21 protein-coding genes are annotated in these 25,886 nt (G+C 65.0%); 6 read left to right on the top strand and 15 right to left on the bottom strand.

Annotated elements, in window-relative coordinates; translation table 11 throughout:
- Positions 1-88: 88 nt before the first annotated feature.
- The 9 genes from E4K64_RS10890 to E4K64_RS10850 form a co-directional block, all read right to left on the bottom strand.
- Positions 89-1,174 (bottom strand): branched-chain amino acid ABC transporter permease, encoded by a 1,086-nt coding sequence (locus E4K64_RS10890; protein WP_209311846.1) that lies wholly within the window; start codon positions 1,172-1,174, stop codon positions 89-91.
- Positions 1,171-2,181 (bottom strand): branched-chain amino acid ABC transporter permease, encoded by a 1,011-nt coding sequence (locus E4K64_RS10885; protein WP_135163507.1) that lies wholly within the window; start codon positions 2,179-2,181, stop codon positions 1,171-1,173. The genes E4K64_RS10890 and E4K64_RS10885 overlap by 4 nt, the downstream gene beginning before the upstream one ends.
- On the bottom strand, positions 2,178-2,900 hold the full coding sequence (locus tag E4K64_RS10880) for a branched-chain amino acid ABC transporter ATP-binding protein (RefSeq protein WP_135163506.1): 723 nt from the start codon (positions 2,898-2,900) through the stop codon (positions 2,178-2,180). The genes E4K64_RS10885 and E4K64_RS10880 overlap by 4 nt, the downstream gene beginning before the upstream one ends.
- The gene (locus E4K64_RS10875) at positions 2,897-3,673 is read right to left on the bottom strand and encodes an ABC transporter ATP-binding protein (protein ID WP_135163505.1); all 777 of its coding nucleotides are present in this window, start codon (positions 3,671-3,673) and stop codon (positions 2,897-2,899) included. Before E4K64_RS10875 ends, E4K64_RS10880 begins: the two co-directional genes overlap by 4 nt.
- 189 nt (positions 3,674-3,862) lie before the next feature.
- The gene (locus E4K64_RS10870; RefSeq protein WP_135163504.1) at positions 3,863-5,047 is read right to left on the bottom strand and encodes a substrate-binding domain-containing protein; all 1,185 of its coding nucleotides are present in this window, start codon (positions 5,045-5,047) and stop codon (positions 3,863-3,865) included.
- A gap of 105 nt (positions 5,048-5,152) precedes the next feature.
- Positions 5,153-7,189 (bottom strand): acyl CoA:acetate/3-ketoacid CoA transferase, encoded by a 2,037-nt coding sequence (locus E4K64_RS10865; protein ID WP_135163503.1) that lies wholly within the window; start codon positions 7,187-7,189, stop codon positions 5,153-5,155.
- Positions 7,190-7,429: 240 nt separating this feature from the next.
- On the bottom strand, positions 7,430-8,869 hold the full coding sequence (locus E4K64_RS10860) for a sigma-54 interaction domain-containing protein (protein WP_135163502.1): 1,440 nt from the start codon (positions 8,867-8,869) through the stop codon (positions 7,430-7,432).
- A gap of 257 nt (positions 8,870-9,126) precedes the next feature.
- Positions 9,127-10,863 (bottom strand): putative bifunctional diguanylate cyclase/phosphodiesterase, encoded by a 1,737-nt coding sequence (locus tag E4K64_RS10855; RefSeq protein ID WP_167771953.1) that lies wholly within the window; start codon positions 10,861-10,863, stop codon positions 9,127-9,129.
- Between the two features lie 410 nt (positions 10,864-11,273).
- Positions 11,274-12,239, bottom strand: coding sequence for a sensor histidine kinase (locus E4K64_RS10850; RefSeq protein ID WP_126257079.1), 966 nt, complete (start codon positions 12,237-12,239; stop codon positions 11,274-11,276).
- 179 nt (positions 12,240-12,418) lie between these two features.
- On the opposite strand from E4K64_RS10850, the gene E4K64_RS10845 reads away from it, so the two are divergent.
- On the top strand, positions 12,419-13,258 hold the full coding sequence (locus E4K64_RS10845) for an SDR family NAD(P)-dependent oxidoreductase (RefSeq protein ID WP_135163500.1): 840 nt from the start codon (positions 12,419-12,421) through the stop codon (positions 13,256-13,258).
- Positions 13,259-13,412: 154 nt separating this feature from the next.
- Here the strand turns inward: E4K64_RS10845 and E4K64_RS10840 are convergent, their stop codons facing one another.
- A complete protein-coding gene (locus E4K64_RS10840; RefSeq protein WP_135163499.1) occupies positions 13,413-14,789 on the bottom strand; it encodes a cytochrome P450 in 1,377 nt (458 codons plus the stop codon).
- A gap of 241 nt (positions 14,790-15,030) precedes the next feature.
- Entirely contained in the window at positions 15,031-16,266 is a 1,236-nt protein-coding gene (locus E4K64_RS10835) for an LLM class flavin-dependent oxidoreductase (RefSeq protein ID WP_126257082.1), read from the bottom strand.
- Positions 16,267-16,633: 367 nt separating this feature from the next.
- On the opposite strand from E4K64_RS10835, the gene E4K64_RS10830 reads away from it, so the two are divergent.
- Positions 16,634-18,040, top strand: a complete 1,407-nt coding sequence (locus E4K64_RS10830) for an MFS transporter (protein WP_135163498.1) — start codon at positions 16,634-16,636, stop codon at positions 18,038-18,040.
- 146 nt (positions 18,041-18,186) lie between these two features.
- A complete protein-coding gene (locus E4K64_RS10825) occupies positions 18,187-19,356 on the top strand; it encodes an extracellular catalytic domain type 1 short-chain-length polyhydroxyalkanoate depolymerase (protein WP_135163497.1) in 1,170 nt (389 codons plus the stop codon).
- 47 nt (positions 19,357-19,403) lie between these two features.
- Here the strand turns inward: E4K64_RS10825 and E4K64_RS10820 are convergent, their stop codons facing one another.
- Complete coding sequence (locus tag E4K64_RS10820; RefSeq protein WP_126257085.1) at positions 19,404-19,706, bottom strand: hypothetical protein; 303 nt, start codon at positions 19,704-19,706, stop codon at positions 19,404-19,406.
- Between the two features lie 139 nt (positions 19,707-19,845).
- Here E4K64_RS10820 and E4K64_RS10815 point away from each other — a divergent pair, with 139 nt between their 5' ends.
- The gene (locus E4K64_RS10815) at positions 19,846-20,214 is read left to right on the top strand and encodes a winged helix-turn-helix transcriptional regulator (RefSeq protein WP_126257086.1); all 369 of its coding nucleotides are present in this window, start codon (positions 19,846-19,848) and stop codon (positions 20,212-20,214) included.
- 4 nt (positions 20,215-20,218) lie between these two features.
- Here the strand turns inward: E4K64_RS10815 and E4K64_RS10810 are convergent, their stop codons facing one another.
- Positions 20,219-20,887, bottom strand: a complete 669-nt coding sequence (locus tag E4K64_RS10810; RefSeq protein ID WP_135163495.1) for an MBL fold metallo-hydrolase — start codon at positions 20,885-20,887, stop codon at positions 20,219-20,221.
- A gap of 161 nt (positions 20,888-21,048) precedes the next feature.
- On the opposite strand from E4K64_RS10810, the gene E4K64_RS10805 reads away from it, so the two are divergent.
- On the top strand, positions 21,049-22,647 hold the full coding sequence (locus E4K64_RS10805; protein ID WP_135163494.1) for an alpha-amylase family glycosyl hydrolase: 1,599 nt from the start codon (positions 21,049-21,051) through the stop codon (positions 22,645-22,647).
- 66 nt (positions 22,648-22,713) lie between these two features.
- On the opposite strand, the gene E4K64_RS10800 is transcribed toward E4K64_RS10805, so the two are convergent.
- Positions 22,714-24,414, bottom strand: a complete 1,701-nt coding sequence (locus E4K64_RS10800) for an alpha-amylase family protein (protein WP_135163493.1) — start codon at positions 24,412-24,414, stop codon at positions 22,714-22,716.
- Between the two features lie 263 nt (positions 24,415-24,677).
- Here E4K64_RS10800 and E4K64_RS10795 point away from each other — a divergent pair, with 263 nt between their 5' ends.
- Entirely contained in the window at positions 24,678-25,169 is a 492-nt protein-coding gene (locus E4K64_RS10795; protein WP_135163492.1) for an MmcB family DNA repair protein, read from the top strand.
- Between the two features lie 112 nt (positions 25,170-25,281).
- Here E4K64_RS10795 and E4K64_RS10790 read toward each other — a convergent pair whose 3' ends face one another.
- Positions 25,282-25,836, bottom strand: a complete 555-nt coding sequence (locus E4K64_RS10790) for an ActR/PrrA/RegA family redox response regulator transcription factor (protein WP_164718531.1) — start codon at positions 25,834-25,836, stop codon at positions 25,282-25,284.
- Between the last annotated feature and the right edge of the window lie 50 nt (positions 25,837-25,886).

Raw genomic sequence — 25,886 nt, 5'->3', positions numbered from 1 at the left:
CGATCGCGTTCGTACGCAGCGGAGCGGGAATCGCGCCAGAGTTGTGCTGCGCGCGCAGCAATGACGGCGCCGCATCATGAATCGTGCGTTAATGCGAGCTGCCGGCGCCCTTGCCGCCCGCGGGGTTGCGCAGCCGTCCGACCACGCCGGTCGGGAAGAAGTAGACGCTGGCGATGAACAATAGCCCGAGCCACAGCAGCCAGCGGTCGGGATGCAGCAGCCCGGGCAGCAGCGGCAGGCCGGCTTCCGAGGCCGCCTTGGAGGCGACGCCCATCAGCGACTGCAAATAGTTCTGGGCGAGGATGAAGATGCTGGCGCCGATGATCGCGCCGTAGATCGTGCCCATGCCGCCGATCACGACCATCAGCAGGATGTCCAGCATGATCGAGAAGCTGAGCGAGGTATCGGGACCGGCATAGCGCAGCCACAGCGCGTTCAAGATGCCGGCGCCGGCGGCGACCAGCGCGGCGAGGCAATTGGCGTAGGTCAGGTGAAACACCGTGCGGAAGCCGAGCGCCTCGGCACGAAAGCGGTTCTCGCGGATCGCCTGCAGCACGCGCCCGAACGGCGAGTTCACGACGCGGAGCAAAGCGAGGATCATCAGGGCCGAGACGGCGAACACCAGGTAGAAGGTCAGGATGCGGCCGTTGATCTCGAAGCCGAACAGGCTCTTGGAGATCAACACCGTGCCGGGGCGCAGCAGCTCAGGCAGCTGGAAGCTGCGCCCGTCCTCACCGCCGGTCAGCCAGGACAATTGCGAGGCCAGCACCTGGAATGCGGAGGCGACCGCGAGCGTGATCATGGCAAAGAAGATCGCCGCAACCCGCAGCGAGAACAGGCCGATGGCAAGCGCGAGCAGGGCCGCGAGCGGCAGGCCGACGACGATGCCGGTTGCGACCGCGGCCCAATTCGGACCCATCCCATAAAGCGCGATGGCGATGGCGTAGCTGCCAATGCCGTAGAACATAGTGTGGGCGAACGACACCGAGCCGGTATAGCCGAGCAGGAGGTCATAAGAGGCGACCAGCGCTGCGAAGACGCAGATCTTGGCCGCGACGTTCAGCGCCTTGGCGCCCGGAAACAGGAACGGTGTCGCCGCCAGTGCCAGGATGACGACGACGAGAACGAGCGTGAGGACGCGGCTGCGCGGCGGGTCGCCGGAGAGGATCATCATCGGCTGGTCACCGCATAGAGGCCGCGCGGCCGCCACATCAGAATGGCGACCATCAGCAGGATGTTGGAGACGAGGGCGAGTTTCGGCACCAGGAAGCCGCCGTAATTGGCGACCATGGCCACCAGGATCGCACCGATGAAGCAGCCGCCGATCGATCCCAGGCCGCCGATGATGACGACGATGAAGATCAGCACGGTGAGGTCGTCGCTCATGGAGGCGTGGACCTGCTCGCGATAGAGCGCCCACATCACGCCGCCGAGGCCGGCGAGCGCCGATCCCGTCATGAAGACGCCGAGGAACAGACGACGGATGCGATAGCCGAGCGCCTCGACCATCTCGCGGTTCTCGACGCCGGCCCGGATCAGAAGGCCGAGCTTGCTGCGATTGAGCACGAGCTGGATCGCGATGAAGATGGCAAGCCCGATCAGCATCGCCAGCACGCGGTATTTGGCGATCGCGACGTCGCCGAGGATGAAGGAGCCGCGCAGCGAGGCCGGCAGCGGCATCGGAATGATCTGCGGTCCCCACAGCGCATAGAGCGTCTGCTCGGCGACGATGAGGCCGCCGGTTGTCATCAGGATCTGCTTCAGGTGCTGGCCGTAAACGGGGAGGATCAGCACGCGCTCGACGACCAGGCCGAGCGCGCCCGACACCGCCATCGAGAGCAGCGCGGCCGGTGCCAGCACCGCGAGATTCATCCACAGCGAATCGGCCTGAATGGAGGCCGCGAACGGCGCCAGCACCAGGGTCGCGACATAGGCGCCGACGGCGATGAAGGCGCCGTGGCCGAAATTGAGCACGTCCATCAGGCCGAACACCAGCGTCAGCCCGGAGGCCATGATGAAGATCATCATGCCCATCGCGAGGCTCGCCGCCGTCAGCGTCAGCCAGGAGGAGGTCGAGCCGATCAGCGGGATCACGAGCAGCGCGAGCGCGACCGGAAGCAGGACCGGCGCGATGTCGCGCTTCGGCTTCGGCAGGGGATCATTTGCGGCAAGTTCGGTCACTGATGTGTCTCCAGGCTCAGGCCGAGCAGCCGCTCCTGCAGCGGCACGTCGGCGGCGAGCGCCGCCATCTCGCCGCGATGGACGATGGTGCCGTTGTCCATCACCAGCACGTTGTCGCCGAGCTCGCGGGCGGCGAAGAAGTTCTGTTCGACCAGCAGGATGGTCGCGCCCTTGCGTTTGATTTCTTTCAGGCACTCGATCAGCGCCATCACGATCGCGGGCGCCAGGCCCTTGGTCGGCTCGTCGATCAACAGCAGTTTGCGCGGCTCGATGATGGCGCGGGCGATGGACAACATTTGCTTTTGTCCGCCGGAGAGACTCCCCGCGCGCGACAGCCAGAATCGGCGCAGCGCCGGGAAGAAGCCGAAGATCCAGTCGAGCTGGCTGTCGTCGAGCGGGCCGTCGCGCGCGGCGAGGACCAGGTTCTCCTTCACCGTGAGATCGGAGAACACCGCCATGCTCTCCGGCACGTAGCCGACGCCGAGCCGTGCGATGTCGGGCGTGGCGCGGCGCTCGATGCGCTCGCTACCGAGGCTGATCTCGCCGCTGGAGGCCTGCCACAGCCCCATGATGGTGCGCAGCGTCGTGGTCTTGCCGGCACCGTTGCGGCCGAGCAGCATCGTGACCTGTCCTTGCGGGACGGTGAGATCGATGCCCTGGAGGATGTGGTAGCGGCCGATATGGGTGTGGACGCCGGAGAGTTTGAGCAAATCGGTCATGCGACACTCTCTGCAGCGCTCTTGGGCGCGACGCCGAGATAGGCTTCCTGCACGATCGGCGAGGCGATCACCTCGGCCGGCGGCCCGTCGGCGACGAGCTGGCCGTTATGCAGCACGATGATGCGGTCGGCGAGCGAGCGCACCACGTCCATCTTGTGCTCGACCAGGAGGATGATCTTGCTCTTGTCCTGCTTGAGCTGCGCGATCAGGTTGAGGACGACGGGCACTTCGTCGATGCTCATGCCGGCGGTCGGCTCGTCGAACATGAAAACCTTCGGCTCGAGCGCGATCATCAGCGCGACCTCGAGCTTGCGCTGGTCGCCATGAGACAGCGCGGTCGCGGCGACGCCGCGGCGGCTGCCGAGCGCGACCTGGTCGAGGATGGCGTCGGCACGCGCGATCAAATCGCGGCGCACCATCCAGGGCCGCAGCATGTCGTAATGGGTGCCGTTTGCCGCCTGCACCGCCAGGCGCACGTTCTCTTCCACGGTGAGGTTCGGAAAGAGATTGGTGAGCTGGAAAGCACGCCCGAGGCCCGCGCGGGTGCGCAGCGGCGCGGAAAGCTGGGTGATGTCGGTGCCGTCGAACAGGATGCTGCCGTGTGAAGCGCGCAGCTGGCCCGAGATCAGGTTGAAATAAGTGGTCTTGCCGGCGCCGTTTGGTCCGACGATCGCGGTGAGCTCGCCCGGACGGAACGTGCAGGAGACGTTGTTGACCGCAACGTGACCGCCGAAGCGAATGGTGAGATCGCGGGTTTCGAGGGTGAGGGGCATTGAATCTGGCAATCGATGAAACGAGATGTATCCGCGGCTACGCTGCGTCCCCTCCCCCGCTTGCGGGGGAGGGCTGTCTCCACAGGCGCGAGAGCCCCCAAGAGGAGAAAGCCCTCTCCCGGCCTCTCCCGCATCCGCCTTCGCCAAGGCTTCGGCGGACAAGAGCGGGAGAGGTGAAGCAAGAAGCACTCAGCGCTTGTTCTTGACCGGAACGTCCATGTCCTCGATCTTCAGCTCGCGCACCGGCTCGAGCACGGCCCAGGCGACGTTCGGATCGACCTTGACCTTGAAGTGATACATGCTCTGCAGCGCCTGATGGTCGTCCTTCCGGAACACCATCTTGCCCTTCGGCGTGTCGAACTCCAGGCCCTCCATCGCCGTGATCAGCTTCTCGGTATCGGTCGACTTCGCCTTGGTGACGGCGGCGACGACGGACATCGCGGCCGCGAAGCCGCCGGCGGTGAAGAAGTCCGGCGGTGCGCTGAAGCGCTTCTGGTGCTCGGCGACCAGCCAGTCGTTCACCGGGTTCTTCGGGATGTCGTAGAAATAATAGGTCGCGCCTTCCATGCCGGGCAGGCCCTTGTAGGCGGCGAGCGCCGGCAGGATGTTGCCGCCGGTGGAGAGCTCGATGCCGTAGCGCTTCGGGTCCATGTCCTGGAGCTTGGCGAGCGGATTGCCGGCGCCGGCCCAGATCACCCAGATCACCTTGCGGCCCGGCTTGTCCTTCAGCGCGTCGAACAGGCGCTGGCCGACCGCGGTGAAGTCGGTGGTCGAGGTCGGGGCATATTCTTCGGCGGCGAGCGTCGCGCCGGTCTTGGCGAGCGCTTCCTTGAAGGCGGCGACGCCATCGCGGCCGAACGCGTAGTCCTGCGCCAGCGTTGCGACGGTGACACCCTGCTTGCCGACCGCGACGGCATTCGAGATCGCATCCTGCGAGGAATTGCGCGCGGTGCGGAAGATGTAGCGGTTCCACTTCTCGCCGGTAATCTGGTCCGCGACGGCGGGCTCGACGATCAGGATCTTCTTGTTCTCCTCGGCGACGGGGAGAATCGCGAGCGCCGCGGCCGACGAGGTCGTGCCGATGGCGATGTCGGCCTTGTCATCCTGATAGGCTTCGGCGAGCGCGGCCTTCGCAAGGTCCGGCTTGCCCTGGTCGTCCTTGGTGATGATGACGATCTTGCGGCCGTCGAGCGTCATCGTGCCCTTGGTAGCGTATTCAAAGCCCATCTTCAGGCCGGTCTCGGTCTGCTTGGCATAGGCCTCGAGCGGACCGGTCTTGCCGTGGATCAACGCGATCTTGAGGTCGTCGGCTCGCGCGGATGTGCCCGCGGCGAGCGCGAGGATGGTTGTTGTTATGATGAATGATCGACGCACGATGGTCCCTCCTGATGTAAAGTTTCTGGCAACAGCGATTCGCACAACACTACGGACATTGCAATTGAACCTTCCGGCGACGCGGATCAGCCTCGCGAGCCTGCATCATTTTTGGGCCTGCTGCATGGCGCGCGCGGTGCCGGCGCCTTGGACCTGACGCCAGTCGGATCGCGCTTCTTCCGCGCTTTCGAAAATATGCGGCGCGACGCCGCGCTTCTCCAGGGCCTCGCCGAGCTTGATGCGCAGGAAGCCGGACGTGGTGTAGCGCGACACACCGGAATAGAAGCGGTCGACGAGGCTGCGGACCATGGCCGAATAATCGTCCATCAACTCCGGCAGGATGGAAAAATTGTCATAATTGACGATGGCGTAGACCCGGCGGCCAAGCGGCGCGAGCCTCGCCTCGACGGTCGCAGCGATGGTGTCGATCTCGGCCCTGCTGCGCAGCGGATAGCGCTCCAGGTTGACGAAGAACAGGTTCTGCTGCTCGTCCAGCGTGAAGCGCTGGTCGAGCGGAATGGTGAGCAGGCGCTCGCGCAGGTCCATCAGGCTCTCGCGGAAGATGCGCTCGTCCATTAGTGCGGGGTCGCGCGGGATCAGCGGCTTGAAATCCATCAGGCGCAAAATGTCGCGCTCGACGTCGATGCCCGGCGCGACCTCGGTGAGCTCGAGCCCGTCGGGCCTGAGCTCGAACACGCAGCGCTCGGTGACGTACAGCGTGCGCTGCTTGCGGGCGGCGGCGAACCGGCCGCTGAAGGTGACATGCTCGACGTTGCCTACGAACTTGCGCGACTTGGCTTCGTCGACAATGACGAGCTTCCCGTCGTTCACCGCAATACGTTGCTTGCCCGCGCCAAAGGTGCCGACGAAGATGACCTCCTTGGCGTTCTGGCTGATGTTGATGAAGCCGCCGGCACCCGCAAGCTTCGGCCCGAACTTGCTGACATTGAGGTTGCCGGCGCGATCGACCTGGGCGAGCCCGAGAAAGGCGGCATCGAGCCCGCCGCCGTCGTAGAAGTCGAACTGATAGGGCTGGTCGATCACGGCCTGGGTGTTGATCGCCGCGCCGAAATCGATGCCGCTCGCCGGGATGCCGCCGATCACGCCGGGCTCCGCCGTCAGCGTGATGAGGTCGATGATCCGCTCCTCGTTGGCGACCGAGGCGATGCCCTCGGGCATGCCGATGCCGAGATTGACGACGCTGTTGGCTTTGAGCTCGAGCGCCGCGCGCCGCGCGATGATCTTGCGCTCGCTGACCGGCATCACCGGCAGCGAGGTGGCGCGGACACGGATCTCGCTCGAGAACGCCGGATTGTACTGGGTGCCGAAGGTCTGCCAGTGATTCTCCGGCCTTGCCACCACGACGCAGTCGACCAGGATCCCGGGGATCTTGACCTGGCGCGGATTGAGGCTGCCGGCCTCCGCCACCCGTTCGACCTGGGCAATGACGATGCCGCCGGAATTATGCGCCGCCATGGCAATGGCGAGCGCCTCCAGCGTCAGTGCCTCCTTCTCCATGGTGAGGTTGCCGTCGGGATCGCCGGTGGTGGCGCGGATGATGCCGACGTTGATCGGGAAGGTCTTGTAGAGCAGACACTCCTCGCCGCGCAGCGTGATCAGCTCCACCAGATCCTCGGTGGTGCGCGCATTCAACTTGCCGCCGCCCTGCCGGGGGTCGACGAACGTGCCCATGCCGACGCGGGTGATGTGGCCGGGCCGGTGCGCGGCGATGTCGCGGAACAGATGCGTGATGACGCCCTGCGGCAGGTTGTAGGCCTCGATCTGGCCTGCGACCGCGAGCTGCTGCAATTTCGGCGCAAGTCCCCAATGTCCCCCGATCACGCGCCGGACCAGGCCCTCATGCGCGAAATGGTTGAGGCCGCGCAGCTTGCCGTCGCCCTGGCCCGCCGCATAGACCAGCGTCAGATTGCGCGGCTTGCCCTGCGTATAGGGCGCATCGCCCTCGTTGGAGAGGTAGAGCTCCTCCAGCGCGATCGCGATCTCCTCCGCAAAGCCGATGCCGACGAAGCCGCCGGTCGCCACCGTGTCGCCGTCGCGGATCAGCATGACCGCCTCGGCCGCCGTGACCACCTTGCCTTTCTCGGAATTGCGCAAATAGGGCAGAGCTGGATGATGGCTCACGGTGGTCCTCCCGATCCTTCGACCGTATGCCGATATTGTTTTGCGTTGATTCTAGCGCAGGGACCAGCCGTGGAATAGCTTGCTCCCGCGAGAGCGGGCAGCAACGAGCAAGGTTTGCGCCAGATCCCTTTGGCTTGTGAAAGGCTGTCGAATCCAGGCAATCCGGCATGGCTGGAGCCGGAGAGTAGCCAGGCACCGTGTCAGGAATCCGAGACTCCGGACAGGTCCGTGTCTCGAAACTCAGACGGAGGGTTGCCCTGAGGCGAGGCCGAATTTGGCGAGCTTCTTGTAGAAGGTCGCGCGCGAGATCCGCAGCATCCTGGCGGCCACGGAGATCTGGCCGTTGCTGGCGGCGAGCGCCTGTTCGAGCGTGTGCTTCTCGAACTCCGCCTCGGCTTCGGCATAGGGCACCACCGCTCCGGCCGGGCGTGCGGGCGGCGCAAGCCTGACCTCGGTGCCGATGGGAAGGATGCGCGCGACGTCCTCGCCGGTCAGCCTGCCGGAATCGCTGAGAATCAGCGCGCGCTCGAGGATGTTGCGGAGTTCGCGGACGTTGCCGGGCCAGTCGTAGCGTGCGAGTGCGTCGAGCGCGCTCGGCGTGATCTTCGCCTTGACGTAGTCGCCGGAGGCGCTGATGTCCTCGAGCAGCCGGGCGCAGATGTCCGGGAGATCGTCGAGGCATTGGCGCAGTGGCGGCAGGTCGATCGAGAGCACGTTCAGCCGATAATACAGATCGGGCCGGAACGCGCCGTCGCTGACGCGCTTGCGCAGGTCCACATTGGTCGCGGCGACCACGCGCACGTCCACCTTCGAGATCTTGTCCGAGCCGAGCGGCTCGATCTCGCGCTCCTGCAGCACGCGCAGCAGCTTGGCCTGCAATTGCAGCGGCATCTCGCCGATCTCGTCGAGAAACAGCGTGCCGCCGTCGGCAATACGGAACTTGCCTTCGCGTCCCCTGCGATCGGCGCCGGTATAGGCGCCCGGCGCGGTGCCGAAGAATTCCGATTCGATCAGCGTCTCCGGGATCGCGGCGACATTGACGCTGACGAACGGCTTGTCTGCGCGCGAGGAGGCATTGTGGATCGCCTGGGCCAGCATCTCCTTGCCCGTCCCGGTCTCGCCGGTGAGGAGCACCGTGACGCTCTGCCGCGCGGCGCGGCCTGCCAGCGCCTTGGCCTGCGCGATGCCGGGCGTGGTGCCGACGAAGTCGGCGAAGGTGAAGCGCGCCGCGCGCGCGTTCGACAATTGCCGGCGCGCCAGGCGCAGATCGCTCTCGAGCTGGGCGACGCGGGCGAGCAGCGGCTTCAGGCTTTCGAGGTGGTCATAGAGCACGAAGCCGATCGCGCCGATCACCGTCCCGTTCTCGTCCTCGATCGGCATGCGCGTGACGACCAGCTGCTCGCCGCCGAGCTCCATGATGTCGAGCAGGATCGGCTCCCCGGTCTCGGCCACCTTGCGCATCAAACTGTTCGGAATGACCTCTTCGACGGGACGGCCGATCGCCTCACTGGTGCGCGCGAGGCCGAGCGCTGCCAGGTATTTTTCGTTGACGTAGACGACCCGCCCGCCGCGGTCGATCGCGATGGCGCCCTCGCAGAGCTTTTCCAGCCGTTCGAACAGCGTCTCCATCGCGCGCGCACGGAGATAGGCAGGGTCGCGGATCGAGGCGGAAGCGGACATGACATATCCCAGCGGAAGTGCGCCTGTGTATTAGCAAAAGGCCAGCGATTTCAAAGGGGGAAATGGGCCCTCAGCGAGCTCAGCAATTGCTGTCGTCCCGGGGCGCGAAGCGAACCCGGGACCCATACCCACAGGAAGAGGTTTGGCGAAGACTCGGAGTGGGAGATTCGCGTCACACGGCTCCCTGTGGGTATGGGTCCCGGATCTGCGCTTCGCTTGTCCGGGACGACGGCGATGTGTGTTGCGCCGCTTTCGCCCTACCGTCGATATCCGCTCGCCCGCGAATAGCCCTGGCGGTTCTGCTGGTGCGGGCGGCTCGCGACGTTGGTCCGCGCTTCGCTGGAGAACGGGGTTGCGAGCTTCAGCTCCTCGAGGAAGATCGGCCGCGAGAAATAATAGCCCTGCGCGTAACGGATCTTGGTCGCGGCCTGGAGATAGGCGAGTTCCTCGAAGGATTCGAGACCTTCGGCGATCACGGTCATGCCGAGTGCTTCGCTCAAGGATTCGATCGCGCGCAGGATACCCTGGCTACGCGGCCGCTTGTGAATGTCGGTGATGAAGGAGCGGTCGATCTTGATCTCGTCCGCGGTGATATCGGCCAGCGCCGAGAGCGAGGAATAGCCGGTGCCGAAATCGTCGATCGAGATGCCGACGCCGAGCTTGCGGAACATCGGCAGGATCTCGGCCTGGAAATGATTCTTGGCGACGAAGGCGTCTTCCGTCACCTCGATCATGAAGCGCTGCGGGAAGCCGGTCTCCTCCAGCGCCCGCGCAAAGCTGCGCATGAACTCGGGGTTGCCGGCCTGCTTGGCGGCGACGTTGATGCTGATGGTCGCTTCGGCCCCGAACGTCGCGTTGATCGCGTCGATCGACCTGACGATCTCGGCGAGCACGAGGTGGGTCAGCTCGTCGATCAGGCCGAGTTCGCCGGCGAGATCGATGAACGAGCCGGGCGCCTGGATCACCCCTTCGTCGTCGCGCAGGCGCACCAGGGCCTCGATGCCCTTCACGGCCTGGGTACGGATGTCGACCTTGGACTGGAAAGCGCAGCAGAACCGCTTCTCCAGGATGGCCAGTCGCAGCGATTGCTCGATCTTCATCCGCGCCAGTGCCTCCCGCTCCATGCTGGAGTCGAAGAAGGCCGCCGATCCCTTGCCGTCGTTCTTGACGCGGTACATCGCGATGTCGGCGTTCTGGCGCAGCGCCTCGAAGCTGCCTCCGTGATCGGGGTAGAGGCTGACGCCGACGGAGGTGGAGGCGAAGATTTCCGAATTGTCGATGAAGAACGGCGCCGTCAGCCGCTCCAGCGTCGATTGTATGAATTCGGCCACCTCCTCCACGCTCTGGATCGGCGACAGTAGCAGCAGGAATTCGTCGCCGGAAATGCGCGACAGCATGTCGGAATCGCGCAAGTCGCGTCCGAGCCGCTTCGACAACTCGACCAGCAGCGCATCGCCGACGGCGTGGCCGTAATAGTCGTTGATGTGCTTGAAATTGTCGACGTCGAGGAAGGCCAGCGCGAAACGCCCGCTGCCGCTGTTCTCCGCAAGCAGGCTGGCGGCGCGATGTTCGATGACGCGCCGCGAGGGCAATCCGGTCAGCTCGTCGAAATAGGCCGAGCGGAACAGCTGGTCCTCGAAATTCTTCTGCTCGGTGATGTCGGAGGACGCCGAGATGAGGAGCTCGCGTCCGGCGAGGCGAACGGGACGATGGGTCGTGAGCAGCACCTGGCGCGCGGCGCCGCCGTGCAGCGCTTCCTCCATGACCACGGCCTGGCCGGCACGCAGGGCGCGGCGACAGGCCTCGCGGCGCGGTGCCAGATCAGGTGAAGGGCGGCTGCCGTCGATGCCGAGCTGCGCGGCCGCGGCGTCGTTGACCAGCAGCAGCTCGCCATGCGCATCCTGCACGGTCAGGCCGGCCGGCAGCATTCTAACGATTTCCTTGAGAAAACTGAGCTCGGCTTCAGTCGCGCCGGAATATTCGTTGTCGTTCATAGACGTCATGAATCTTGTTGTTTCAGCGCGCTTTTGCAATGGACGCGATCTTGCGCGGTTCCCTCTTAAGTTTGGTTAAGGGGTCCGGAGAAATACGGGGCTGTTTTGGCGGAAACTTGCGACGTTGCGAGGTGCGCAGACGATCGTCATTAACAGAGCGTCAACAGCGCATGCGAAAGCACGGGCCGAGCGCGCGTGGGAGCGGGCTCCTGGGGCCATCCTTCGAGACGCCCGCCGTTGGCGGGCCCTCAGGATGAGGACGGAGTGCCCTGCGCTAGTTAGACGAGTACCGATGCCGCTTAGCCTCATCCTGAGGAGACCGCGGAGCGGTCGTCTCGAAGGACGGGGCGCGTGCTCAGATCGCGCAAGATCACATGCGATTGCCCTACCCGCAAGCGGCGTTGCGAGATTTACTCGCCTCGCGGAATTCGGCACTGCATGATGCAATGCAGTCCGGTCTTCAGGTAGGAGATCTCGGTCCTGCCATCGAAGGCCGACAGGGCCGATTTCAGCAGCTTGGTGCCGAAGCCGGGCTCGGAGACCTTGTCCACGCTCGGCCCCTCGGTCTCGTCCCAGGTGATGGTCAGGCGGTCATCGCTGACGGTCCACGACACCTGCAACAGACCGCGCGGTGCGGAGAACGCACCATACTTGCCGGCGTTGGTGGCGAGCTCGTGAAACATCAACGACAGCGTGACCGCGAGCCTCGGCGGCAGGAACAGCCGCTCGCCATTGAGGGTGAAGCGGACATGGCCGTAAGGCCCGAGCTCCGAGATCAGGAGATCGCGGATGTCGCAGCCGGCCTTGTCGATCCGCGAGATCAGATCGTCGGTCGCGGCCAGCGAGCGCAGCCGCGGATCGACCCGGGCCCAGACCTGCGGCTGGTCATGCAGCACCTGGTGCAGCACGGCGTGAACCGTCGACAGCTTGTTCTTCAACCGGTGCTGGAGCTCGTCGACCAGCAGCTTGCGATACTCTTCTTCCTCGATCAGGCGCTTGGCGATCCGGCGCTGCTCCGCCAGCATGGTGCGATAGTGCTCGACGCCCCAGATGGTGAGCGCGCAGACCGCCCAATAGAGCGCGAGCAGGGCAAACCGCGCGCGATCGGCAAAGGCATCGCCGAAATTCACGACGACGCCCAGCACGCCGCCGACCAGCGCGGTGACGATACCGATCCGGAAGCCTCCGAATGCGGCGGCAAAGAACACGGCCGGGAAGTACGGCGTGAAGTAGACGTCGGGGCGCACATGGGCGAGTCCCCAACGGACCAGGGTCGCGGCCAACAGGCAGAGAACCGCAAAGGAGATGCTGAGACCGAGCGAGGGTGGCGCCGTGCCCTGCCAGCCATTGCGGAACTCGTCGATCAGCTTCCCCATGCGCGGCCCAGTTGCGATAGGCATTCGAAAAGCGCGCGACCCATCAGGATTTTACGCATGCCGTGCGCACAAGCATAGCTTGCCTCGGCGGAAGCGGGCAGGAATAGTAGCGGCTCCGGCCATGGCAGCGGCCAGGTTTCGCCATTTGGCATCAAATCGTTTGAAAACAGGAACATTCCATGGGCAGGCTGGACGGCAAGGTTGCGGTGATTACGGGAGCGACGAGCGGGATCGGATTGCGCACTGCGGAAGTCTTCGTTGCCGAAGGTGCCAAAATTGTGATCGCGGGCCGGCGCGTACCGGAAGGCGAGGCGCTGGCGAAGCAGCTCGGGGCCAATTGCATCTTCCGCCAGACCGACGTGACGGTCGAAGCGCAGATGCAGGCCCTGATCGCGCTCGCCGTGGACAAGTTCGGCCGGATCGACTGCCTGTTCAACAATGCGGGCGGCCCGGCGCAGACCGGCGGCATCGAGGGCCTCGAGGTCGAGCGCTTCGATGCGGCAATGGCGACGCTGGTGCGCAGTGTCATGCTCGGCATGAAGCACGCCGCGCCCGTGATGAAGAAGCAGGGGAGCGGCAGCATCATCAACAATGGCAGCATCGCCGGCCGCCTTGCCGGCTTCTCGTCCTCGATGGTCTACAGCGCGGCCAAGGCGGCGGTGATCCATCTCACCAAATGCGTGGCGATGGAGCTCGGCGAGTCCAACGTGCGCGTCAACTCGATCTCGCCTGGTGCGATCGCGACCGGGATTTTCGGCAAGGCGCTCGGGCTTTCGACCGATGCCGCGGAGAAAACGCCGGCGGTGATGCGCGAGGTCTACAAGACCGCGCAGCCGATCCCGCGTGCCGGCCTGCCCGACGACATCGCCCAGGCCGCGGTGTTTCTGGCGAGCGACGAATCCAGCTTCATCAACGGCCACGATCTCGTCGTCGACGGCGCCATGACCGGCGGCCGCAACTGGAGCCAGCAGCAGCAGGGCTATGTGGCCTTGCGCAAGGCATTCGACCAGGGGGCGTAGAGGCCGCTCCACCGGCGGTGTCGTAGGGTGGGCAAAGCGAAGCGTGCCCACGAATTCTTATCGCGACGAAACGTGGGCACGGCGCTCCGCGCCTTTGCACACCCTACGAGACCTCGTGCCCCGGCTCGCGCCGTCCGGGACACGAGAGTGGACGCTAGATCGCCTTCACCCGCACCCGCAAGCCGTCCCGGGGCTTCGGGATCGGCCACATCTGCCAGTCCGGCTTGTAGCCCTGTTCCAGCGACACTTCGATGTTCTGCAGAAAGTGCCGCGCGAAGCATTTCGCCTGCATGTAGGCGAAGTGCAGGCCGAGGCACATATGCGCGCCGCCGCCGAACGGGACCCATGCGAAGCGGTGGCGGCCGCGCTGGGCTTCCTCGGTGAAACGCAGGGGATCGAAGCGGTCCGGGTCAGGCCAGATCTCCTTCATGTGGTGGGTATAGAGCGGGTTGACGCCGACCGCGGTGCCGGCGGGAATCGTAAAACCCTTGAAGGTGAAATCGCGCATCGCGCGGCGAGGCATCGAGGGCACCGGCGGCTTGATCCGCAGTGCTTCCTTGAACGCCATCTCCGTCAGCGGCATCTTCTCGAGGTCGTCGAAACTGCTGGGCGCGCCCGGCGCGAGCCCGAGCGCGAGAACTTCCGCGCGCAGCCTGTCCTGCCAGTCCGGGTTGGCGGCGAGCTCGCCGACGAAGGAGGTCAGCGACGAGGTCAGCGTGTCATGCGCCGCCATCATCAAGAAGCTCATATGGTCGATGATGTCCTGCTCGGACAGCAGCGCGCCGTCCTCGTGGGTGGCGCGGCAGAGCTGCGAGAACAGATCGTCGCCGCCGTGATTGCCGCGTCGCAGCGGAATCTGCTCGCGGAAATAGGCGACGATGCGCTTACGCCCCTTTACGCCCCGCGCCATCTGCGTGCCGGGCAGGGGGCGCCGGATCGGGGCGACGGCGGCCGCGACCATGTCGACGAAGGCGCGGTTGATCTCGTCGACCTCCGGTCCGAGGTCGGCGCCGAGGAACGAGGCCGCGGCGAGATCGAGCGTGAGCTGCTTCATCGCCGGATAGAGCTGCATCTCGCCGGGTTTGGCCTTCCACCGCGCGACCCGGGCGGCGATGCCGCGGTCGAGATCGGCGAGGTAGGATTTCATCGGGCCGGACTTGAAGGCGACTGACAGCGTCTTGCGGTGCAGCCGGTGCTCGTCGAAATCGAGCAGCATCAATCCGCGCGGAAACAACAGGCCGAGCACCTTGTTCCAGCCGTGGGTCGAGGAGAACAGCTTCTGCTGGTCGAACATCACGAGCTCGTTGGCCTCAGGCCCGAGCAGCACCACATTGGTCTCGCCGAAAACATGGGTGCGGTAGACCGGGCCGTATTTGGCGCCGTTCGCCTCGACATGGCCTTTGGGATCGGCCAGCACCTGGAGGGTCTTGCCGATGATCGGCCAGCCTTCATCGCCGGGAATGTGCGTCAGCGCGTTGCGTTTGGGCGCGGTGTAGTCGGGCGACGTTGCGGCCACATTCTGCATCGACATGACGATTGCTCCGGTTGAGCCAAGCTCCGCGAACATAGCACGATCCGGCCGCGATGATGCGACGGTTGCTGGCGCAAAAGACCACACGACATCGTCGTCCCCGCGTAGGCGGGGACCCATAACCACAGGAAGAGGTTGTGGCGCGAAGCCGGCAACTCCGAGTCTTCGTAAAACTGCATCCTGTGGTTATGGGTCCCGGGTTCGCGCTGCGCGCGCCCCGGGGCGACGAGTGCCGCGCGACCTACCGCTTCGCCGCCTCCTTCTGCAGATCCGGGGCGTTGACGGCGGGGATGGCGACACGGCCCGGGCCGGTCACCTTGAGCGCCTCGGCGGCCTTCTCGTTCTCCATGATCTTGGCCATCACCGCCTGGCCCGCGCGCTCGAAGATCGCGCGGTTCTCGATCACGAATTTTTGCGACCTGCGCAGGCCGTCGATATAGCCGTTGATCTCCGGCACGACGTAGCGCGCAACCATGTCCCAGCTCCGGCGCGTATTTTCCGGGTTGGCCCAGTCATGCACGAAGCCGATGATGGCGCCGACGCCGCCGGAGACCTGCATCACGTTCTTGATGGTTTTGACGAGATCGTCGGGCGTGCCGATGGTGGAGGCCGCGCCCTCGACGAAGGCGGTCTTGTCCACGGCCTCGTCGGGCGAGGAGAACGCGGTGAGACCCGGCCGCTGCAGCGTGCCGACATTATATTCGTTGTGCCAGCGCATCAGCCCGGCGCCGGCCTCCTTGCGCGCCTGCTCGCGGGTCTCGGCGATATGAAAGGTCAGGAGCACGCGCCAGTCGGCACGGTCGACCTTGGTGCCGTGCTTTTTCGCCGCGTCCTCGGCGAACTGCCATTGCTGCTGCAGCGACATCAGCCCCTGCGTCGTCATCGATCCCAGCGAGATGATGCCGATGCCGTATTTGCCGGCCAGCGTCATGCCCGAGGGCGAGATCTGCGAGGCCACCACGAACGGCATTTCCTCTTGCAGCGGCAGGATCTGCAGCGCGGCGTCGTTCATGGTGAACCAGTCGCTCTTGGCGGTGACACGCTCGCCGTTGAAGAGGCGGCGGATGATGCCGATGGCCTCGTCCTGGCGGTCGCGCTGCGTCATCGGGTCGATGCCGAGCGTATGGGCGTCCGAGGCGAGGGCGCCGGGGCCGGAGCCGAAGATGGCGCGGCCGCCGGTCATGTGGTCGAGCTGCACCATGCGCTGGGCGACGTTGTAGGGATGATGATACGGCAGCGATACCACGCCGGTGCCGAGCTTGATCCGCTTGGTGCGCTCGCCGGCCGCGGCCAGGAACATCTCGGGCGAGGCGATCATCTCCCAGCCGGATGAATGGTGCTCGCCGCACCAGAACTCGTCATAACCGAGCGCGTCGAGCTGCTCGACCAGGTCGAGGTCGCGCCGGAACTGGAGCATCGGATGCTCCCCGATCGGGTGATGCGGGGCAAGAAAGGCTCCGAACTTCAGGCGCGCCATGGCGTTTCTCCGGCTTTGATTTTCTGTTTGTTGAGGCGGCAAGGCTACGTGCCGGAGTGAGCAAACGCAATCACGCGGTGTCCCGCACGGCGGAATGCAGGCATGCGTGTTTTTCTCCTTCTCCCCGCTTGCGGGTAGGGGGTCAGGGTGGGGGGAGTCTCCGCGGGTGTCAGTTGGACTTCCGAAATGTCCCCACGCCGTCGTTGCGCGCAGTTCGCGGAAATTCCCCTCACCCGGAATACGACTCCGTTTGAATTCCGGCCTCTCCTCGCACACGAGGCGAGGAGGGCACGAACCTTACCTGTGAGGTAATCGCGGCCTTGCATGTGGTTTGAGATCATCGGCCGCGAGCCAGGGATCCGCACCGATGCATCAAATCGTCACAAAGCCAATCGACTCGACCAGCCGCTGGTGGGTCTTGGCGATCGTCGTGGCCGCCCAGTTCATGTTCGGCGTCGATGCCTTCATCGTGAACGTCGCCATTCCCACCATCGCAGTCGAGCTGCAGGCGACGCCGGCCCAGATCGAATCCGTGATTGCGATCTATCTGATCGCCTATGCCACGCTGGTCGTCACCGGCGGCCGGCTCGGCGACATCCATGGCACCAAGAACGTATTTCTCGCCGGCGTGCTCGGCTTCACCCTGACGTCGCTGTGGTGCGGCCTCGCCCAATCCGGCTTGGAACTGATCATTGCTCGGCTGGCGCAAGGCGCGACCGCGGCGCTGATGGTGCCTCAGGTGTTGGCGACATTGCATCTGTTGTTCACGGATGAATCGCGCGGCCGCGCCTTCGCCGTCTACGGCATCGTGCTCGGGCTGGCCGGCGCGGCCGGCTTCCTGCTCGGCGGGCTCTTGCTCACGGTTGATCTTGCCGGCACCGGCTGGCGGTCGGTGTTCTTCGTCAACGTGCCCGGCGGCCTCGCCATTGCAGCAGCCGCCTGGCGCATCATGCCGTCGGCGCCGCGGCGCTCGGGGACAAGGCTCGATATCAAAGGCAGCGTGGTTCTGTTCGCAGGGCTGCTGTGCCTGATCGGCCCGCTGCTGTTTGGTCACGATGTCGGCTGGAGCCTCTGGCTCTGGGCCGTCATGGCCCTCGGCGGCGTCATCCTCGCCGGGTTCCTGAAGCTGGAGCATGCGGTGGCGCGCGCCGGCGGCATGCCGTTGATCGATCTCACGCTGCTGTCCGACGCAGCCTTCCTGCGCGGGCTTGGCGCTGCCTTCTTCTTCTTCCTTGCCAACCTCTCCTTCTATCTGGTCATGACGCTGTTCATGCAGCGCGGCCTCGAGATCCCGCCGCTCACGGCCGGCATGGCCTTCCTCCCGCTCGCTTTGGCCTTCGTCGTGGCGTCGCGCCACAGTGGCGCGCGGGCGCAGCATCGCGGCAGCAGGGTGCTGATCGAGGGCTGCGCGATCCAGGCCGCGGGCCTCGCCGCCCTCGCGCTTGTCGCAGGCTATGTCGATGCGGCGTCGCCGCTCCTGCTCGCCCTCACCATGATCATCTTTGGCTACGGTCAGGGATTGGTGATGGCGCCGCTCTCCGGCGTGGTGCTCTCGACCGTGAAGCCCGTCGCCGCGGGCTCGGCCTCCGGTATCTACGGCACCATTGCGCAGATCGGAAATGCGGCCGGGGTGGCCGCAATCGGCGCGGTGTTCTTCGCGATCGAGGCTCTGCAATCAGCGCGCGCAGGATTTGTGGTCTCGCTCGGATTGTTTGTGACATTGATCATGATTTGTGCCGCATTTCTGACGTGGCTGCGCCGCGCATCGACATGAAGTTGCGCCAATGAGGTTAATGCGTGCGATTTCCGCAGGATTTCCGCTGATTTCGCTGAATTGACAGCGCACGGTCTTTTTATTTTGCAACGCAGCAACTATCTGGTTTGGCTGAACGTTGAACGTCGCCCCACCAGGAAGTTGCCGTGTCGCTCGCCAAAAATATTGATCTGTTGAGACGTCTGCCGAGGCTGGACGGTCTGCGCTTCGCCGAGCCTGGACGCGGGGCGGATGCGTCAAGTCCGTTGCAGGAGGTGACCGGCTTCGGCGGCAATCCCGGTGGCTTGCGCATGTTCGCCTACGTGCCGGCGCGGTTGCAGAAGCCGCGCGCGCTGGTCGTCGTGCTGCATGGCTGCGGGCAGACCGCGGCGGCTTACGATCTTGGCGCCGGCTGGTCGACGCTGGCCCAGCACTATGGCTTCGCGCTTCTGATGCCCGAGCAGCAGCGCATCAACAACGGCAATACCTGTTTCAACTGGTTCAATCCGGAAGACACGGCGCGAGGCAGCGGCGAGGCGCATTCGATCCGCGAGATGGTCGCGCACATGGTCGGGGCACATCGCATCGATCCCACGCGCGTCTTCATCACCGGCCTGTCCGCCGGTGGCGGCATGACCTCGGTGATGCTCGCGACCTACCCGGAGGTCTTCGCGGCCGGCGCGGTCATTGCGGGACTGCCCTATGGCATCGCCTCGAACCTGCGCGAGGCGCTCGACGGCATGTTTCATTCCCCGGTGCGTCCGGCGCGCGAGCTCGGCGATCTCGTGCGCAACGCTTCCGGTCATCGCGGTCCCTGGCCGAAAATCTCGGTGTGGCACGGCAGTGCCGACCGCACCGTCAATCCCGGCAATGCCAACGAGATCGTCAAACAGTGGCTCGATCTGCACGATTTGCCGGACGCGCCGATGGCGGAGACCATCGTCGACGGTCATCCGCGCCAGACCTGGTGGGGCAAGGACGGCGAGACGCTGGTCGAATCCTACGCCATCACCGACATGGCGCACGGCACCCCGTTGGGCCTCGCGGACAACGACCAGCGCTATGGCGTCGAAGGCGCGTTCCTGATCGAGGCCGGCATTTCCTCGTCCTACCACATCGCCAAGTTCTTCGGCCTCACCGCCTGGATCGCGGACGCTGCCAAGGCGGACGCCAGGCCTTTGGCCAAGCCCGCGCTCTCGCCTGCGCCGCATCTCGCCCGCTCGATCCGCGCTGCGATCGCCGAACAGCCGGCCGAACCGAAGCGCGAGCAGGGGCGCGGCTTCGATCTCAGCCAGATCATCACGCGCGCGCTGACCGCGGCCGGGTTGATGAAGTAGCCACCGCCGTCGTCCTGCGTTCGCAGGGACGACAGCCGTGTTTGTGGCTACGCCGTTGCGTCGATCATCTCGATCGGCGTTGCCGTCACCTCGCCGCCGGAGACCTGTCGTGTCATCGCCGAATAGGCCTTGAAGAAGTCGCGCGATTGCAGCGTCTTCTGCGCATCCTCGTCGGCGACGCTGGCGAGATGGAAGTAGTTGCCGTCGTCGCGATGCTTCAGGACGCGATAGCCGATCCGCCCTTTCAGCTCCGGATCGCTGTCGATCGCCTTGATGAAGCGGCCGATCTCCTGGTGCCAGGCCTCTGTGGCGCCGTCCTTGAATTCGTATTTGATCATGAAGTGCTTCATGTGACGCTCCTTGTTCGACATGTGCGTCATCATCTGCGCCTTGGAGGCGCTGCCGCAAGTATGGACAAAATTGATAGTATGGACTTTTTCGTCGTTGCTCCTATCCTGCCGCAAGCTGATTGCGCGTGGAGCTGACGACATGGCAAAGGCGAACCCGGCGCGCAGCTGTCCGGTTGCGGCCTTTCAGAAGATGATCAGCGGCAAGTACAAGCTGCGCATCGTCTGGGACCTCAAGGACGGCCCGCGCCGCTATGGCGAGATCCGCAGCGGCCTTCTGCGCGGTGCCAACGGCAGCGCGGAGATCACGCCGCGCGTGCTCAGCCGCGAACTGAAGGCGCTCACGGCGAGCGGCCTGATCGCCCGCAAGGACTTCGGTGAGGTGCCGCCGAAGGTCGAGTATCGCCTCACCCGCAAAGGCAAGAGCTTCGTGCCCGTCGTCGCGGCAATCCGTGAGTGGGGCGAGCGCAACCTTGGTGAGCCGGCGGCGCTGGCGGACGCCGCCGAATAGAATCTCACATCTCTCCGGTAATGAACGGATTGGTCATGCGCTCCTGGCCGATGCTCGAGCCGGCGCCATGGCCGCAGATGAAGCCGACGTCGTCGCCGAGCGGCAGCAGCTTTGTCTTGATCGAATTGATCAGGGTCGCATGACTGCCGCCGGGCAAATCGGTGCGTCCGACCGAGCCCGCGAACAGAACGTCGCCGACATGGGCAAAGCGCAGCTCCTTGTTGAAGAACACCACGCTGCCCGGCGAGTGGCCGGGGCAGTGGAAGATGTCGAACTTGAGATCGCCGATCGACACGGTGTCGCCCTCGTTGAGCCAGCGGTCGGGCGCGAAGTTGCGCACGCCGGTCATGCCGAAGCGCGCGCCGCTTTCGACCACGTTGTCGAGCAGGAATTTGTCCGCTTCATGCGGTCCCTCGATCGGCACCTTCAGCGCGTCGCGCAAATCGGCTGCGCCGCCGACATGGTCGATATGGCCGTGGGTCAGCCAGATCTTCTCCACGGTGACGCCGGTCTGCTCGATCGCGTCCAGAATCTTCGGCACGTCCCCGCCGGGATCGATCACCACGGCCTTCTTGGATGGCTCGTCCCAGATGATGGTGCAGTTCTGCTCGAACAGCGTCACGGGGACGATGATCGCGCCGGCCTTGGCTTTGGTGTCATTTTGCTCGGTCATGGCGTCACAATGCCGATTTTTGCCAGGCCGCCAAGCAAAAGATTCGTACCGGACCCCGGAACAATAGTCACACGGCCGTCCCAATTGGCCTGCCAATTTGAACCCGGGCGGTGTTGTCGCGTTCTTCCGCGCGAGAGGCAGATTTTGGGTGGTCTTCCGGCATGGCTCACGACAACGAGAATTGGTGGCGCGACGGCATCTTCTATCAGATCTACCCGCGCTCGTTTCAGGATTCGAACGGTGACGGCGTCGGCGATCTCGCCGGCATCTTGCGGCGGCTGCCTTATGTGAAATCGCTCGGTGTCGACGCGATCTGGCTGTCGCCGATCTTCCCGTCGCCCATGGCCGATTTCGGCTACGACATCTCGGACTATACCGACATCGAGCCGCTGTTCGGCACGATGGCCGATTTCGATGCGCTGATCGCGGCGGTCCATGACAACGGCCTGAAGCTGATCCTCGATCTCGTGCCGAACCACACCTCGGACCGGCATCCCTGGTTCGTCGAAAGCCGCGCCTCGCGCGACAATCCCAAGCGCGATTGGTACGTCTGGCGCGATCCCGCGCCTGACGGCGGCGTGCCGAACAATTGGCTGTCCGAGTTCGGCGGCAGCGCGTGGCAGTTCGACGAGACCACGGGCCAATATTACTACCACGCCTTCCTCGCCCAGCAGCCGGATCTGAACTGGCGCAATCCGGACGTCCGCGACGCCATCTACGACGTGATGCGGTTCTGGCTGGAGAAGGGCGTCGACGGCTTCCGCGTCGACGTCATCTGGCATCTCGTCAAGGACGCCGAATTCCGCGACAATCCGCCGAACCCGCATTACGTCGAGGGCCGGCCGCCGAACGAGAAGATCCTGACGCAATATTCCACCGACCAGCCGGAGGTGCACGATGTCATCGCCGAAATGCGCCGGGTCACCGATGCGTATCGCGCGCGCGTCCTGATCGGCGAGATCTATCTGCCGCTGCACCGGCTCATGGCCTATTACGGCAACGACCTCACCGGCGCGCAGATGCCGTTCAACTTCGCGCTGCTCTCGACGTTCTGGAGCGCGCGCTCGATCGAGAGGATCATCGAGGATTACGAGAAGGCCCTGCCGCGCGGCGCCTGGCCGAACTGGGTGCTCGGCAATCATGATCGTCCACGCGTTGCGAGCCGCGTCGGCACGGAGCAGGCGCGCGTCGCCGCTATGTTGCTGCTGACGCTGCGTGGCACACCGACGCTCTATTACGGCGACGAGATCGGCATGCACCAGGTAACCATCGCGCCGGAGGATGTCCGCGATCCCTTCGAAAAGAACGTGCCCGGCATCGGCGTCGGCCGCGACGGCTGCCGCACACCAATGCAATGGGATGCGTCCGAATTTGCTGGCTTCTCCGCCGTGCGGCCCTGGCTGCCGCTGCCCGAGCATTATGTGCGTGACAATGTCGCCAATCTCGAAGCCGATGCGCACTCGATCCTCAACCTCTACAAGCGCCTGATCGGCTTGCGGCAGAGTTGCCCGCCGCTGGTCGCGGGCGATTATGATCCGATCGCCGCGCAAGGCGATCTCCTGGTCTATCGGCGGCAGGCCGAGGGCAAGGCGGTGATCGTGGCGCTCAATCTCGGTGCGGCCCCGGTCACCGTGACGACCAGCGCGGTCCGCTTCGGCAGCAGGATATTGCTGTCGACTTTCCTGGATCGTGAGGGCGAGCAGATCGAAGGCGTGCTGGATTTGCGCGGCAATGAGGGCGTCATCGTCGCTCCACCCTAGTCGTCGTCCCGGATCTGCGCGCCCGAGGCGAGCTTGTCCGGGACGACGGCGGAGGGTGTCGATACATCACCCCGGATGCTTCTTCCCCCGCGCTTTATCGCCGTCGATATCGCTCCGCTTCAACAGATAATCCAGCCCGCCGACGCGGTACCAGCGATAGCCATAGGGCTCCAGCACGACGCGGTGCTGGCCGCGCTTGTCGGCGTGGCTGTGGTCCTCGGCGAGCAGATTGATCAGGTGCGCGCCGGTCTCGCCGGGCAGCCCCGCCGAGAACGCGATCTCGCGCGGCTTCTCGTCGAGATTGTGCACGAACAGCACCGAGTTGTTGCGCCAGTCGTAGCGCATGATGAACACGGCGGGATCGCGCGTCGCGATGATGGCGAAATCGCCCCAGCCGACCTCCGGCACCTCTTTCCGCATGCGGACGATGCGCTCGGTCCAGTTCAGCATGGAATTCGGGTCGCGCCGCTGTTTGGCGACGTTGACATGCGGATAGCCGTACGGGCCCTTGTCGATGACAGGGCAGGCCGGCCTGTCGCTCTTGGTGAAGCCGCCATGCGGCTCGGTCGACCATTGCATCGGCGTGCGCGCGCAATTGCGCTCGGGCAGCGAGAGATCATCGCCCATCGCGATCTCGTCGCCATAGCGGATCACGGGCGTTCCCGGCAGCGTGCACATCAGGCTGTAGGCGAGCTCGAGCCGCCGGCGGTCGCCGCCCAGCATCGGCGCGAGACGGCGGCGGATGCCGCGGTCGTAGAGCTGCATGTCCTTGTCGGGACCGAATGCCTTGAACACTGCGTCGCGTTGCGCCTTGGTCAGGCGTCCCAGATCGAGCTCGTCGTGATTGCGCAGGAACAGGCCCCATTGCGCGGTGGCCGGCCGCGGCTTGGTCGCCTTCAGCGCCTTCGCCAGGGGCCGCGAATCGGCTGAGGCCAGCGCATAGAACAGGTGCTGGTTGACGTGGAAGTTGAACATCATGTGCATGCGGTCGGCGTCATGGCCGAAATATTCCATGTCCGTCTTCGGCAGCACGTTGGCCTCGGCGAGGATGATGGCGTCGCCCTGCCGCCATTGCAGGAATTCGCGGAACGCGCGCAGCATGTCATATTGCTCGACCGGCTTCTTCACCTTGGCGCCCTTGGTCGCGATCACGAAGGGCACCGCGTCCATGCGGAAGCCGGAGACGCCGAGCTGGATCCAGAAGCCCATGATCTTGAGAATCTCGGCCTGCACATGCGGGTTCGAGGTGTTGAGATCGGGCTGGAAATCGTAGAAGCGGTGGAAGTAGTACGCGCCGGCTTCCTTATCGCGCGTCCAGGTCGATTTCTGCACGCCGGGAAACACCATGCCCTTGTTGGCGCCGGCCGGCTTCGTGTCGGACCACACATACCAGTCGCGGTAGGGCGAGGCCTTGTCGCGCCGCGCCTCCTTGAACCAGTGATGCTGGTCCGAGGTGTGGTTGACGACGAGGTCGATGATGATGCGGATGCCGCGCTGCTTGCAGCCATGGGTGAACTCGACGAAATCGCCGAGCGTGCCGTAGCGGGGATCGACGCTGTAATAATCCGCGATGTCGTAACCGTCGTCGCGGCCCGGCGAGCTCTGGAACGGCATCAGCCAGATCGTGGTGATGCCGAGCCCATGCAGATAGTCGAGCCGGCGGAGCAGGCCCTTGAAATCGCCGATGCCGTCGCCGTTGGCATCCATATAGGAGCCGACCGACAGGCAGTAGATCACGCCGTTCTTGTACCAGAGATCGTCGATCATGCACGCGCCGCCTCGGGGTTCCGCCGAGGTCCGGCGGCTGCGTGATAAGTGCGTGGGGAAGGGGAGGTTCCCGCTCCACCCTCGCTGTCGTCCCGGGGCGCGCACTTGGCGCGAGCCCGGGATCCATAACCACGGGAAGGAGTTTTGCGACGCTTCGGAGCTGCCCGCGGCGCCTCACACCACTCCCTGTGGCTATGGATTCCGGGCTCGCGCTTCGCGCGCCCGGAATGACGGGTAGAACGGAATCGGCTATCCTCCCCGCCATGGACAGCACTGCCCGCAACCTCTCCCTCGTTCCACCGCCCGACCGCCGCCAATCCGAGACGGCGCTCGCGATCGCGCGCGGCACCTCGCGGCTTTTGCGCTCGCTCGGCTTCTCCTGCATCAGCGAATTGCCGCTGCCCTCGGGCCGGCGCGCTGATCTGGTGGCGCTGAACGAACGCGGCGAGATCTGGATCGTCGAGATCAAATCGTCGGTGGAGGATCTGCGTGCCGACCAGAAATGGCACGAATACCGCGCCCATTGCGACCGGTTGTTCTTCGCCTTCACGCAGGACCTGCCGTGCGAGATCTTTCCGCAAGACACCGGCCTGATCGTCGCCGACGCCTATGGCGCCTACCTGCATTGCGAAGCGCCCGAGCACAAGCTCGCCGCCGCCACGCGCAAGCAGATGACGGTGCGGTTTGGAATGGCGGCAGCGCTGCGGATCAACCGGCTGGTCGATCCGCAAGGCCACGCGGAATTTTGGGAGTAGCAGCAGTCGAGCTGCCGTAGCGTGGGCAAAGCGAAGCGTGCCCACGATCTCCATCCAACCCTGACAGATCGTGGGCACGGCGCTTTGCGCCTTTGCCCACCCTACGACACCGTTACCTTGGCGCGCGCTTGGCCAAGATGCGCTGCAGGGTGCGGCGGTGCATGTTGAGCCGGCGCGCCGTCTCGGAGACGTTACGGTTGCACATCTCATAGATGCGCTGGATGTGCTCCCAGCGCACGCGGTCCGCCGACATCGGGTTGGCGGGCAGCTCGGATTTCTCCGCGTTGGTCGACAGCAGCGCCGCGACCACGTCGTCGGCATCCGCGGGCTTGGAGAGATAATCGACCGCGCCCATCTTCACCGCGGTAACGGCGGTGGCGATGTTGCCGTAACCGGTCAACACGATCGCGCGCGCATCCGGACGCTTCTTCTTCAGCGCCGAGACCACGTCGAGGCCGTTGCCGTCGCCCAGCCGCAGGTCCACGACGGCGAATGCGGGCGCGGCTTTGCCGATCTGCGCAAGTCCGTCCGAGACGGTATCGCAGGAGGTCACCGTAAAGCCCCGCGTTTCCATGGCGCGCGACAGGCGCTCCAGGAACGGCTTGTCGTCCTCCACGATGAGCAGCGAGCGGTCGGCCTGTTCGTTCAATTCGGCGATGGCGTTCAAGGTTTGGTCCTCTCTCCAGCGCGTTGACATATGGCCTTGCTATCGGGCGG

The sequence above is a fragment of the Bradyrhizobium frederickii genome (assembly GCF_004570865.1).
Lineage (GTDB): Bacteria > Pseudomonadota > Alphaproteobacteria > Rhizobiales > Xanthobacteraceae > Bradyrhizobium > Bradyrhizobium frederickii.
The sequence above is the reverse complement of the archived record's forward strand: the minus strand, read 5'-3'. Positions and strand labels throughout refer to the sequence as shown.